The sequence below is a fragment of the Frateuria sp. GZRe14 genome (genome assembly GCF_051900395.1).
In the GTDB taxonomy this organism is placed as follows: Bacteria; Pseudomonadota; Gammaproteobacteria; order Xanthomonadales; family Rhodanobacteraceae; genus Frateuria_A; species Frateuria_A edaphi.
The window spans coordinates 2,437,744-2,450,376 of record NZ_JBHZGJ010000001.1 but is presented as its reverse complement, the minus strand read 5'-3'; the positions used below and the strand labels follow the sequence as shown (position 1 = coordinate 2,450,376).

Here is a 12,633-nt window from a genome sequence, read left to right as displayed (position 1 = left end):
TTGGGATCGGCGAGCGGGGAACGGGGAACATGCAGCTTCCCGGTTAACCTTGCGCTTCCATCTTCCAGTTATCCCCCCAGTTCCGGTCCCCATCCCATGAAATTCGTCGACGAAGCGATCATCAAAGTCCAGGCCGGTGACGGCGGCAACGGCTGCGTCAGCTTCCGTCGCGAGAAGTTCATCCCGTTCGGCGGCCCCAACGGCGGCGACGGCGGCCACGGCGGTTCGGTGTGGCTGGTGGCCGACGAAGGCCTCAACACGCTGATCGACTTCCGCCACCAGCGGAGCTTCAAGGCCCAGCGCGGCGAGAACGGCATGGGCTCGGACATGTACGGCAAGGGCGGCGACGACACCGCCATTCGCGTGCCGGTCGGCACTGTCGTCACCAATGTCGACACCGACGAGGTGATCGGCGACCTGACCCAGCACGGCCAGCGCCTGCTGGTGGCCGAGGGCGGCAAGGGCGGACTGGGCAACATCCATTTCAAGAGTTCGGTGAACCGCGCCCCGCGCAAGTCCACGCCGGGCACGCCGGGCGAGGTGCGCGAACTCAAGCTCGAGCTCAAGCTGCTGGCGGACGTGGGTCTGCTGGGCTTCCCCAATGCCGGCAAGTCGACCTTCATCCGCGCTGTCTCGGCGGCGACGCCGCGGGTGGCCGATTACCCGTTCACCACGCTGCATCCGAACCTGGGCGTGGTCAGCCTGGGCACCGACCAGAGCTTCGTGATCGCCGACATTCCCGGCCTGATCGAGGGCGCCGCCGAGGGTGCGGGGCTGGGCATCCAGTTCCTGCGCCACGTCTCGCGCACGCGCCTGCTGCTGCATCTTGTGGACATCGCGCCGATCGATGGCACCGACCCGGTGGAACAGGTGCGGGCGATCGAAGAGGAACTGGCCAAGTTCGACCCCGAGTTGCTGGAGCGTCCGCGCTGGCTGGTACTCAACAAGGCCGACGTGCTGCCGGAGGACGAGCGCCAGGCGATCGCCGAGGACATCGTCGCCCGGCTCGAATGGAAGGAGCCGTGGTTCCTGGTGTCGGCGATCGCGCGCGACAACACCATGGCGGTCTGCCAGCAGGTGCAGCGTTTCTTCGAGTCCCAGCGCCAGGTGCGCGAGGAACGCGTGGATATGCAGCCGGGCGACGTGCGGCTGCGCGGCGAGCAGTAAGCCTCGCTCTCGCGAGGCTTTCCACATCCGCCTGTCGTGGCGGTTCCCGTTATCGGGGATGGCCGGGACTGGAGCCGACCGCGGGGTCATTTCCGTCTTCAGGACAAGCGGATGGGGTAGCAGGAACTCGAAATTCGCCTGCCCACCCCGATTCGCGCATCATGCGGAGCTTCTGTTCGAGGAGTCTCCTCCATGCCCTCTCGCCGCGAATTCCTGAAGACTTCCATGCTGGCCGCCGGCGCGCTCGCCGCACCTCGCTTCGCTACCGCCACGGCGGCGCCCTCGAACGGCGCGCTGCCGGGCACCGACGGCGCCCGCGTGATCTCCACCTGGGATTTCGGCGTGCCCGCCAACCGGGCGGCCTGGGCCGTACTCGCCCGCGGCGGCAAGGCGCTGGACGCGGTGGAGCAGGGCGCCCAGGTGCCCGAGTCGGACCTGGCCAACCACAGCGTCGGCAAGGGCGGCTATCCGGATCGGGACGGCCACGTCACCCTGGACGCCAGCATCATGGACGGCGACGGCCGATGTGGCGCGGTCGCGTGCCTGGAACGCATTGCTCACCCGATCCGCGTGGCGCGGCGGGTGATGGAGGCCACCCCGCACGTGCTGCTGGTCGGCGACGGCGCGCTGCAGTTCGCCCGGGAGCAAGGCTTCCACGAGGAAAACCTGCTGACGCCCGAGGCCGAGAAGGCCTGGCACGAGTGGCTGAAGACCGCGAAATACCGGCCGGTGGCCAACAGCGAGAACCTCGACTACCGCCGCAGCCTGCCTGGCGGGCACGACAACCACGACACCATCGGCATGCTCGCCGTGGACGCGCACGGACACCTGGCCGGCGCATGCACCACCAGCGGCATGGCGTGGAAGCTGCACGGCCGTGTCGGCGACAGCCCGATCATCGGCGCGGGTCTCTACGTGGACGGCGAAGTGGGTGGCGCCACGTCCACGGGCGTGGGCGAGGAGGTCATCCGCAATGCTGGCAGCTTCCTGGTGGTCGAGCTGATGCGCCAGGGGCGCAGCCCCCAGGAAGCCTGCGAGGAGGCGGTCCGGCGCATCGTCAGGAAGCGTCCGGACGCGGCGAAGGAAATGCAGGTGGGCTTCCTCGCGCTACGGCGCGACGGTGCCGTGGGCGCGCACGCGATCCAGCGCGGGTTTACCTATGCCGTGTGCGATGCGAAGAAGCAGGATGGCCTGTTCGCCTCGCCCAGCGTTTACACAACCAGCTTTTCCTGACCGGGGCAGGGACGCGGCCGGGTGGCTGCCTGCTTTTCTTCCGGACACACGAAAAGGCCGGCTTGCGCCGGCCTTTTCACCAACCCTTGGATACGCGAGGCCGGCTTACGCCAGCTCGTGGATCTTCGCGTTGAGGCGGCTCTTGTGGCGAGCGGCCTTGTTCTTGTGGATGAGACCGCGCGCGGCGTAGCGGTCCATGACCGGCTGGGCGGCGGCGAAGGCTTCCACGGCGGCGGCCTTGTCCTTCGCCTCGATGGCCTTGACGACCTTCTTCAGGGCGGTGCGCACCATGGAACGGGCGCTGACGTTGCGCAGGCGGCGCTGCTCGGACTGGCGCGCGCGCTTCTTCGCGGACTTGATGTTGGCCAAGGTAGAACTCCAGAGAAGGCTTGGGTTGGAAAAAGACGGGCAATTATGCGGGCAATGCGCTGGCCGGTCAACTGTTTAGGCGGTCTCGACCGCTTGGGGCATGTACACCTCGTGCGGCCGCGGTCGCGCACAGGTGCGCCCCTGCGAACGATTCCAATCCCTCTTGTCGCCATGTCGAGGCTACCTGCGCGCCCCGGCGGGCTGTCACACTAGGCCTTTGGCCGCGCCAGGTTCCGTTCCACGCATGAAATCCCCCAGCATGTTCCGCGGGCTGCTGTCCTTCAGCAGCATGACCATGATCTCCCGCGTGCTCGGCCTGGTGCGCGACATGGCGATCAATTCGGCGTTCGGTGCGAACGCGGCCACCGACGCCTTCTGGGTGGCCTTCCGCATTCCCAATTTCATGCGCCGGCTGTTCGCCGAGGGCTCGTTCTCCACCGCCTTCGTGCCCGTGTTCACGGAGGTGAAGGAGACCGGGAGCCATGCCGATCTCAAGGAGCTGATGGCGCGGGTGTCGGGCACGCTGGGCGGCGTGCTTCTCGTGGTGACGGCGATCGGGCTGATCTTCGCGCCCGAGGTCACCATGCTGTTCTCGCCGGGTGCGCTGGACGAGCCGAAGAAGTTCGCGCTCACCGTGGAGCTGCTGCGACTGACCTTCCCGTTCCTGCTGTTCGTGTCGCTGACCGCGTTGTCCGGTGGCGCGCTCAACAGCTTCCACCGCTTCGGCCTGCCGGCGCTGACGCCGGTGATCCTCAACCTGTGCATGATCGCGGGCGCGCTGTGGCTGTCGAAGTGGCTGGAAACGCCGATCCTTGCACTGGGCTGGGCGATCCTGGCCGCCGGCATCCTCCAGTTGCTGTTCCAGTTGCCGGCGCTGCGCGGACTGGACCTGCTGTCGCTGCCACGTTGGGGCTGGGGCCATCCGCAGGTACGCCGGATCATGCGGCTTATGGTGCCCACGCTGTTCGGTTCCTCGGTGGCGCAGATCAACCTGCTGCTGGACACGGTGATCGCCTCGCTGCTGATCGCGGGTTCGCAAAGCTGGCTGTCGCAGGCGGACCGGTTCCTGGAACTGCCGCTGGGCGTGTTCGGCGTGGCGCTGGGCACGGTGATCCTGCCTTCGCTGTCGCGCCACCACGTGACCACCGACCGCACCGGCTTCTCGCGCGCGCTGGACTGGGGTCTGCGCACCACGCTCCTGATCGCGGTGCCGGCCATGTTCGGCCTGATGCTGCTGGCCGAGCCGCTGGTGGCGACGTTGTTCCAGCATGGCCGATTCGATGCGTTCGATACCCGCATGGCCACGCTGTCGATCACCGCATTGAGCTTCGGGCTGCCGGCCTTCGCGCTGGTCAAGGTGCTGCTGCCGGCGTTCTACGCGCGGCAGGACACGCGCACGCCCGTGCGGGCCGGCGTGGCGTCGCTGGTCGCCAACATGGCGTTCAACGTGCTGTTCGTGGCGCTGCTGTTCGCGCTGTGGGCCACCCCGTCGCAGAAGCAGGCGCCCTGGCTGCAGGCGCTGGCGCAAGTGCCGGGCCTGCACATGGCGTTGGGCATGGCCAGCGCGCTGGCCAGCTACATCAACCTGGGCCTTTTGTGGCGCTGGCTCAGGCAGGCTGGGGTGTACGAACGCCAGCACGGCTGGACGCGGCATTTCCTGCGGCTGGCGGTGGCCTGCGCGGCGATGGTGACCGTGCTGCTGCTGGGGCGCTGGCTGTGGCAGGACTGGACCTCGGTACCGACCCTCACGCGCGTCTGGCACCTGGCTGTGATGGTGGGCGCGGGCGCGGTGACCTACGTGGTGGCGCTGTTCGCCATGGGCTTCCGGCTGCGCGAACTGCGCGGGGTCTGATGTCCGGTGGGGCGCCCAAGGGCGTTCCTGCCAGAGCGTGAACAGCCCGCCACGGGCGTCCGCTTATACTGGCCGGATGACAAGACTTTCCCGGGACCTTGCGGGCCCCTGCCTGGCCCCCGAGGGCAGCGTGGTGGCCATCGGCGCCTTCGACGGCCTGCATCGCGGGCACCAGGCCCTGCTGGCCGAGGTGCACATCCGCGCGGCCGCACTGGAGGCGCAGCCGGCGGTGGTCAGTTTCGAGCCCCTGCCGCGGGCGTACTTCTCGCCCGATCCGGTACCGCGACTGTCCAGCGTGCGAGAAAAGCTCAAGGGTTTTGCGGCCGCCGGAATGGCGCAGGCGCTGATGCTGCGTTTCAACGCGGCGCTGACGGCGATGTCCGCCGAAGATTTCGTGCGGCGCGTGCTGGTCGAGCGGCTGGCGGCGCGGGAGGTCTGGGTCGGTGAGGATTTCCGCTTCGGCCACAAACGCACGGGCGACGTGGCCATGCTCGAGCGCATGGGCGCGGAGTTGGGTTTCATCACGCGCGTGATGCCGCCAGTGTTGCTCGAGGGCGCACGCGTGTCGGCCACCCGCGTGCGGGCGCTGCTCGCGGCCGGCGAGTTCGCCGGCGCCATGCCGTTGCTCGGACGACCGTTCGTGATCGATGGGCGCGTCGAGCGCGGCAACCAGCTGGGCCGGACGCTGGGCTTTCCCACTGCCAACATCCACTTGCGTGGTCGGGTCAGCCCGATCCAGGGCATTTTCGCGGTGCGCGTCGGGCTCGGCGAGGCGCCGTGCAGCTGGCCGGGCGTGGCATCGCTCGGGCTGCGGCCGACGGTCAACCAGGTTGCGCAGCCGGTATTGGAAGTGTGCCTGTTCGACTTCGAGGGCGATCTTTATGGACGGCGCATGGCGGTCGAGTTCGTCGCCAAGCTGCGTGACGAACAGAAGTTCGACGGCTTGGAGACGCTGACGGCGCAGATGCACGAGGACGCGCGCCACGCGCGCGAGCTGCTGGGCATGAATCCGCGGTTGGCGGAAGCCTGAATGTAGGAGCGCACCTGTGCGACGGCGGTCTCCCCGCCTCGCCCGTCGCGTACACGTGCGCTCCCAAGCATCGTCCTCTACCGCAACGCAGCAATTTCCACTATTTTCAACGGTTCGCCGGCGCGTATCGCGCCTTTCCGGCGTCTCCTCACGGACAGCCCTACATGACGCACGACTACAAGAGCACGATCAACCTGCCGCAGACGGATTTCCCGATGCGCGGCGACCTGCCCAAGCGCGAACCGCACTGGCTCGCCGAATGGGAGAAGGTCGGCCGCTACGCGCAGATCCAGCAGAAGGTGGCCGGTCGAGACAAGGCGTTCGTGCTGCACGACGGCCCGCCGTACGCCAACGGCGCGATCCACATCGGCCACGCGGTCAACAAGATCCTCAAGGACATGGTGGTCAAGTCCAAGCTGCTGGCCGGCTACCGCTCGCCGTACGTGCCCGGCTGGGACTGCCATGGCCTGCCGATCGAGATCGCGGTGGAGAAGAAGCACGGCAAGCCGGGCGAAAAACTCGACGCGCGCGCGTTCCGCCAGAAATGCCGCGAGTACGCCCAGGAGCAGGTCGACGCGCAGCGCGCCGATTTCAAGCGGCTGGGCGTGCTGGGCGACTGGTCGCATCCGTACAAGACGATGGACTTCCGTTACGAGGCCGACATGCTGCGCGCGCTGGCGCGCATCGTCGCGAATGGCCACGTGGTGCGCGGCGCCAAGCCGGTCTACTGGTGCTTCGACTGCGGCTCGGCGTTGGCCGAGGCGGAGATCGAGTACGGCGACAAGCAGTCCCCCGCCGTGGACGTGGCTTACGACGCGGTCGATTCGAAGGCATTGGCGGGCAGGTTCGGCGCCGATGCAGGTGACGCGATCGTTTCCGTGCCGATCTGGACCACCACGCCGTGGACGTTGCCGTCCAGTCAGGCGGTGGCACTGGGTGCGGATCTGGAATACGCACTGGTCGAAGGGCCCGCGCGCGATGGCCGGCGGGTGCTGCTGGTGATCGCCAGCGCGTTGGTCGAGCCGGCCCTCAAGCGCTACGGCGTCGACGCTCCGAAGGTGCTCGGTCACGCCTGGGGCGCGGCCCTCGACGGCCTCAAGCTGCACCATCCGTTCTACCCGCGCGAAGTCCCTGTCCTGCTGGGCGAGCACGTCTCCGCCGAGGATGGTACCGGCGCCGTGCACACCGCACCGGACCACGGCATGGAGGACTTCATCGTCGGTCGCGAGAACGGCCTGGGAACGCTCAACTACGTCGGTCCGCGCGGTGCCTACCGCGAGGACGTGCCGGTGGCGGGTGACCTTCCGCTGGCGGGCATGCACATCTGGAAGGCCAACGATGCCATCGTCGATCTGCTGCGCGGCCGCGGGGTGCTGCTGGCGCACGCGAAGATCGAACACAGCTACCCCAACTGCTGGCGCCACAAGACGCCGGTGATCTTCCGCGCCACGCCCCAGTGGTTCATCGGCATGGAGCAGGCGGACCTGCGCGCCACCGCGCTCAAGGCGATCAAGGACGTGCGCTGGGTGCCGACCTGGGGCGAGGAGCGCATCGCCGGCATGGTTGCCGGTCGACCGGACTGGTGCATCAGCCGCCAGCGCACCTGGGGCGTGCCGATCGCATTGTTCGTGCACAAGGCTACGCAGGAGCCACATCCTGAATCGGTCGCGTTGCTGGAGCAGGTGGCGAAGCGGGTCGAGCAGGGCGGCGTCGACGCGTGGTACGAGCTCGACGCGACCGAACTGTTGGGCGATGCGGCCGGCGACTACGAGAAGGTCACCGACATCCTCGATGTGTGGTTCGATTCGGGCGTCACCCATTTCTGCGTTATCGGCCAGCGGCCCGAGCTGCAGAAGGGCGACGCCTCGCAATACAAGGTGATGTACCTGGAAGGCTCGGACCAGCACCGCGGCTGGTTCCAGTCGTCCTTGCTCACTTCCTCGGCGATCCACGGCCGCGCGCCGTATGAGGAAGTGCTGACGCACGGCTTCACGGTCGACGCGTCCGGTCGCAAGATGTCCAAGTCGCTGGGCAACGTGGTCGCGCCGCAGAAGGTGATGGACACGCTCGGCGCCGACGTGCTGCGGCTGTGGGTGGCGTCGGCCGACTACCGCAACGAGATGACCGTCTCGGACGAGATCCTCAAGCGCGTCTCGGACAGCTACCGGCGCATCCGCAACACCGCGCGCTTCCTGCTCGGCAATCTGGACGGCTTCGATCCGACCAGGCACCTGCTGCCGGTGGAGCAGACGCTGCCGCTTGACCAGTGGGCGGTGCAGCAGGCGTTCGACGTGCAGCAGGCAGTGATCGCTGCCTACGAGCGCTACGACTTCCCCGACGTAGTCGCGCGCGTGCAGAACTTCTGCACCAACGAGATGGGCGCGCTGTACCTGGACATCACCAAGGACCGCCTCTACACCATGCCAACCGACAGCCACGGGCGGCGCAGCGCGCAGAGCGCGATGTTCCGCATTGGCGAGGCGCTGGTGCGCTGGCTGGCGCCGATCCTGGCCTTCACCGCCGAAGAGATCTGGCAGCAACTGCCCGGCGAGCGTGGCCAGAGCGTGTTGTTCGAGACCTGGTACGACGGGCTTGCCGCGACGCAGGGATCGCCCGAGCAGCGTTCCTGGTGGGCCGAGCTGCTGGCGATTCGCGAAACGGGCGCAAGGGTTCTCGAGAGCATGCGCAAGGACGGCAAGATCGGCGCGTCGCTGGAGGCGAACCTGGCGATCCATGCCGATCCGGCCCTCCTCGAGCGGTATGCGGGGGCGCAGGACGAGCTGCGCTTCTTCTTCATCACCTCCGACGCGTCGCTGGCGCCGTTGATGCCACGTTCGGACGAGGCAGTGAAGGTGGAACTGGCCGGCGGCGAAGCCTGGGTGTCGGCAACGGCCAGCGACGCGGCCAAGTGCGTGCGCTGTTGGCACCGTCGTCCCGACGTGGGCAGCCAGCCGGACCATCCGGAGCTGTGTGGCCGCTGCGTCGAGAATGTGGCGGGGCAGGGCGAAACGCGCCGCTGGTTCTGATCGGAAAAAGGACGTTCATCCTGAGCGTAGGCTCGCAGTGCCGAAGTCGAGGGGCCACCAAAGCGCTGGCCCTTCGACACCGCTGCGCTACGCTCAGCGCGAACGGTGTTCGATAAATCGCTCCGGACTGGCACATGCATCCCAAACCCAACGCCTTGCCCTGGCTGCTCCTTTCCCTGCTGGTCATTGGCCTCGACCAGCTGACCAAGATATGGGCGCTGCACGCCCTGCAGCCGGCCGGCATGCCACATCCGGTGATCCCGGGGTTTCTCAACTGGACGCTGGCTTTCAATACGGGCGCTGCCTTCAGCTTCCTCGCGCAGGGCGACGGCTGGCAGCGCTGGTTCTTCGTCGTGCTGGCGCTAATCATCAGCGGTGCGTTGATCGTCTGGCTGGCGCGCACCGCGCGGCGCGACTGGCGGACGGCGCTTCCATTGGCACTGATCGTTGGCGGCGCGCTTGGCAACCTGATCGATCGGCTGCATGCGGCGCAGGTGACCGACTTCATCCAGGTCTACTACCAGCAGTGGAGCTATCCGGTGTTCAACGTGGCCGACTGCGGCATTTCGGTCGGTGCGGTCCTGCTGATCCTGTTCGGTTTCAGGAGCGGCAAGGCCGACGTGCGATAATGGGGCTTGTGTAGGAGCGTCCCTGGGCGTGACTCGATGCCCGCGGTCGCCCCGGGGACGCTTCTACAGAACCTGCCACTTCTGCGAAACGCCCATGGATATCCTGCTCGCCAATCCCCGCGGCTTCTGCGCCGGCGTCGACCGCGCCATCGCCATCGTCGAGCGCGCGCTGGAGTCCTACGGCGCCCCGATCTACGTGCGCCACGAGGTTGTGCACAACCGCTACGTCGTGGAGAAGCTGCGCGCCGATGGCGCCATCTTCGTCGAGGAGCTGCATGAGGTCCCCGACGGCGCCACCGTGATCTTCAGTGCCCATGGCGTATCGCAGGCCGTTCGCGAGGAAGCCGGGCAGCGCGCGCTCAAGGTGTTCGACGCAACCTGCCCGCTGGTCACCAAGGTGCACATGGAGGTCGCGCGCCTGGGGCGCACCGGGCGCAGCGTGGTACTGATCGGCCACGCCGGCCATCCGGAAGTCGAAGGCACCATGGGGCAGTGGAATCCCGCCAACAGCGGCGAGATCCTGCTGGTCGAGTCGGTCGAGGATGTGGCCGGACTCACGCCCCGGTTCCCGCACCAGCTGTCCTATGTCACCCAGACCACGCTCTCGGTGGACGACACCAAGGCAATCATCGCGGCCCTGCGCGCGCGTTTCCCGGACATCGAGGGGCCGCGCAAGGACGACATCTGCTACGCCACGCAGAACCGCCAGGACGCCGTACGCCGGCTGGCCGGAGCGGTCGACCTGGTGCTGGTGGTAGGTTCGGTCAACAGCTCCAACTCCAACCGGCTGCGCGAGCTGGCGGAGAAGCAGGGCGTGCGCGCGTTCCTGATCGACGGCGCCGAGCACATCGACCGTGCCTGGCTCGATGGCGTCACGCGCATCGGCATCACCGCCGGCGCGTCGGCGCCGGACAAGCTGGTGCGCGACGTGATCGCCCGGCTGCAGTCCTGGGGCGCCGGCGAAGTGCGCGAGCTGCAAGGCGAGGCCGAAACGATCACCTTCGCGCTGCCGCGCGAACTGCGCCTGGACGGCGGCAACGTCCCCGCCAGCCTCTGACGCGGGGCGCCAGACCAAAGAAAAGGCCCGCTTGCGCGGGCCTTTTCTTTGGTCTGGTGCCGGAAATAGGAATCGAACCTACGACCTACGCATTACGAATGCGCCGCTCTACCAACTGAGCTATTCCGGCAAAGAGGCGGGAATTCTACGGATCGATCGGGGTGCACGCAAGCGCATCAGGCGTGGCAAGCTTGGCGACTGCGGTGGATGGCGTATGGATGGAGGGGACGCCGCCCACTACAGTCTCCGGGTCTCCTGCCGTTACAAGAGGAGGCATACCGCCTAGAGCTCGCCAGGGAAAGGGCGCCCAACGGATTCCTCAGCCTTGCCCATAGCCACTGCCAGAGCAAAGCCGCTGCTGCGGGCAGTGTCGATATTGATCCTCTGCCTTTTCCTGGGGAGGGCGTTTGCGGCGGTGCCGCCCGACCAGGCAGCAGCGTTCGACCAGTACGCCGGCCGGCTGGAGCGCGGCGAAATCTCGCCCGACACCCAGGCGGGCGTGCTCGAAGCGCTGGAGCACATGAAAAGCCTGGTGCCGGCGGGCGATGCACGGCGCGAGCTTCGCTACCGCTACATGTATTGCATCCTCGGGCTGGACACCTCACCCGAACAGGCCATCGCGTACGCGGACAAGGGCATCGAGGATGCCCGTCGCCTCGGCTACGTCGAGGCCGAAGTCAACTTCCACTTCTGCCGCGGCGCCAACCAGGAAGCGCTGACCACGCCACGCGATGCGCTGGCCGACTACGACGCCGGCATCACGCTGGCGCGCCAGCACGAAGACCAGCGGCTGGTTGCCGATGGGCTGACCTGGCGCGGCAGCGTGCAATCGCTGCTCGGCGAACATGCCCTGGCGCTGGTGGATTTTCTCGAGGCGCAGAAGTTCTACGCGACCAGCGGTGCGCCGGTCGAGAGCGAGGACAACCTGTTCAACATCGCCGTGGCCTATCGCCGGTTGGGCGAGGAGACGCAGGCGCGCGGGTACCTGGACAAGCTGCTTGTGCTGGGCGAACAGCGACACGATCGCGCGCAGCAACTCGCTGCGCACATGGAGCTGGGCTTCCTCGAAAGCGAAGCCGGCAACCAGCCGGCGGCCGAGCGGCACCTGCGCAAGGCGCTGGCATTGGCGCACGCGGTCGACAGCCGCTCGCGGGGCGCGAGCATCCACCTGGGGCTGGCGCAGGTCGACAATCTGCAAGGTCGTTATCAGGAGGCGCTGAAAGAGCTCGCCCTGGCCAAGCCGGGGTTCGCCCGCATGGGCGACCGTTCCAACCGCGACATGATCCTCCTGCAGACCGCCGAGGCGCACGCGGGGCTGGGCAAGCAGGCCGAGGCTATCGACGAATACAACCAGGCCGAAAAGCTGCTGCAGGAAAGCGGCAACCTGCGCTACCTGGCCGAGTTGCTCGATGCGCGCGCGCGCAGCTACCAGGCGCTCGACCATCTGGATCTCGCGGTGGCGGACCTGCGCCGGCTGGTCACGGTGCACGAAGCGCTGGACCGCAAGGCGCACTCGGACAACGCCACGCTGATGAACTACCAGTTCCAGACCGCCCAGCGCGAGCAGGAAAACCGCCGTCTGGCGGCGGATCGTGCATTGAAGGAGCAGCAACTGGAGTCGCTCGAACGGGTGCGGCACTGGCAGCGCCTGGCGCTGGTGCTCGGCGGCGTGTTGATCGTGTTGCTGTTGTGGCTCGCGGCGCGCCAGTTCCGGCGCTCGCGCAAGCTGCACCGGTTGGCGATGACCGATCCGCTCACCGGGATCGCGAATCGCCGGCACATCGAACAACTGGCCCGGCAGGCGCTCGCCCATGCCGGGGCCAACGGCGAGTCGTTGTGCGTGCTGGTGCTGGACGTGGATCACTTCAAGGGCGTCAACGATGCCTTCGGGCACGCGGTCGGCGACCAGGTGCTGGTGCGCGTCGCGCAGGCCTGCAAGCAGGCGCTGCGCCGCTTCGACATGATCGGCCGGCTGGGTGGCGAGGAATTCCTGGTGGTGCTGCCAGACACCACCCCGGAAGTCGCCCTGCAGATCGCCGAGCGCCTGCGCCGGAAAGTCGAGTCGCTGCCGCTGGCCAATCTGGCCCCCGGACTGCAGATCACCGCCAGCGTCGGCGCGGCCGTGGCCGACCATGACGTCGACGACCTTGCCGAACTGGTTCGGCGCGCCGACAACGCGATGTATCGCGCCAAGGATGCCGGGCGTAATCGCGTGGAGGTCGGCAGCCGGGCCCAGATGGTGTGACGCAGGCCGCATCCGCCCAGGGGCC

Annotated in this window: 9 protein-coding genes and 1 tRNA gene; 8 read left to right on the top strand and 2 right to left on the bottom strand. The window is 67.6% G+C overall.

Going from position 1 to position 12,633, the window contains the following annotated elements; genetic code table 11:
• Positions 1–96: 96 nt before the first annotated feature.
• Together cgtA and ACFWZ1_RS11185 are read left to right on the top strand one after the other, a co-directional pair.
• Positions 97–1,167 carry an Obg family GTPase CgtA gene (gene cgtA, locus ACFWZ1_RS11190; RefSeq protein WP_231320670.1) on the top strand — a complete coding sequence of 357 codons (1,071 nt, stop codon included), beginning with the start codon at positions 97–99 and terminating at the stop codon, positions 1,165–1,167.
• A 192-nt stretch (positions 1,168–1,359) separates the two neighbouring features.
• Positions 1,360–2,400 (top strand): N(4)-(beta-N-acetylglucosaminyl)-L-asparaginase, encoded by a 1,041-nt coding sequence (locus ACFWZ1_RS11185; protein ID WP_439666458.1) that lies wholly within the window; start codon positions 1,360–1,362, stop codon positions 2,398–2,400.
• A gap of 105 nt (positions 2,401–2,505) precedes the next feature.
• Here the strand turns inward: ACFWZ1_RS11185 and rpsT are convergent, their stop codons facing one another.
• Complete coding sequence (gene rpsT, locus ACFWZ1_RS11180; RefSeq protein ID WP_008213299.1) at positions 2,506–2,769, bottom strand: 30S ribosomal protein S20; 264 nt, start codon at positions 2,767–2,769, stop codon at positions 2,506–2,508.
• Between the two features lie 244 nt (positions 2,770–3,013).
• Here rpsT and murJ point away from each other — a divergent pair, with 244 nt between their 5' ends.
• From murJ to ispH, 5 genes are all read left to right on the top strand, one after another.
• Complete coding sequence (gene murJ, locus ACFWZ1_RS11175) at positions 3,014–4,621, top strand: murein biosynthesis integral membrane protein MurJ (RefSeq protein ID WP_439666457.1); 1,608 nt, start codon at positions 3,014–3,016, stop codon at positions 4,619–4,621.
• A gap of 76 nt (positions 4,622–4,697) precedes the next feature.
• On the top strand, positions 4,698–5,651 hold the full coding sequence (locus tag ACFWZ1_RS11170; protein WP_439666456.1) for a bifunctional riboflavin kinase/FAD synthetase: 954 nt from the start codon (positions 4,698–4,700) through the stop codon (positions 5,649–5,651).
• Positions 5,652–5,815: 164 nt separating this feature from the next.
• Positions 5,816–8,677, top strand: coding sequence for an isoleucine--tRNA ligase (gene ileS, locus ACFWZ1_RS11165; RefSeq protein WP_439666455.1), 2,862 nt, complete (start codon positions 5,816–5,818; stop codon positions 8,675–8,677).
• Between the two features lie 134 nt (positions 8,678–8,811).
• Positions 8,812–9,306, top strand: a complete 495-nt coding sequence (lspA, locus tag ACFWZ1_RS11160) for a signal peptidase II (RefSeq protein WP_439666454.1) — start codon at positions 8,812–8,814, stop codon at positions 9,304–9,306.
• Between the two features lie 94 nt (positions 9,307–9,400).
• Entirely contained in the window at positions 9,401–10,363 is a 963-nt protein-coding gene (gene ispH, locus ACFWZ1_RS11155) for a 4-hydroxy-3-methylbut-2-enyl diphosphate reductase (protein WP_439666453.1), read from the top strand.
• A 54-nt stretch (positions 10,364–10,417) separates the two neighbouring features.
• Here the strand turns inward: ispH and ACFWZ1_RS11150 are convergent.
• Positions 10,418–10,493 (bottom strand) — tRNA-Thr (locus ACFWZ1_RS11150).
• Between the two features lie 195 nt (positions 10,494–10,688).
• On the opposite strand from ACFWZ1_RS11150, the gene ACFWZ1_RS11145 reads away from it, so the two are divergent.
• Entirely contained in the window at positions 10,689–12,608 is a 1,920-nt protein-coding gene (locus ACFWZ1_RS11145; protein ID WP_439666452.1) for a diguanylate cyclase, read from the top strand.
• Positions 12,609–12,633: the final 25 nt, after the last annotated feature.

Bases quoted from the DNA above. Each gene is read 5' to 3' on its own strand.
- cgtA (WP_231320670.1), top strand. From the start codon at position 97: ATGAAATTCGTCGACGAAGCGATCATCAAAGTCCAGGCCGGTGACGGC.
- ACFWZ1_RS11185 (WP_439666458.1), top strand. From the start codon at position 1,360: ATGCCCTCTCGCCGCGAATTCCTGAAGACTTCCATGCTGGCCGCCGGC.
- murJ (WP_439666457.1), top strand. From the start codon at position 3,014: ATGAAATCCCCCAGCATGTTCCGCGGGCTGCTGTCCTTCAGCAGCATG.
- ACFWZ1_RS11170 (WP_439666456.1), top strand. From the start codon at position 4,698: ATGACAAGACTTTCCCGGGACCTTGCGGGCCCCTGCCTGGCCCCCGAG.
- ileS (WP_439666455.1), top strand. From the start codon at position 5,816: ATGACGCACGACTACAAGAGCACGATCAACCTGCCGCAGACGGATTTC.
- lspA (WP_439666454.1), top strand. From the start codon at position 8,812: ATGCATCCCAAACCCAACGCCTTGCCCTGGCTGCTCCTTTCCCTGCTG.
- ispH (WP_439666453.1), top strand. From the start codon at position 9,401: ATGGATATCCTGCTCGCCAATCCCCGCGGCTTCTGCGCCGGCGTCGAC.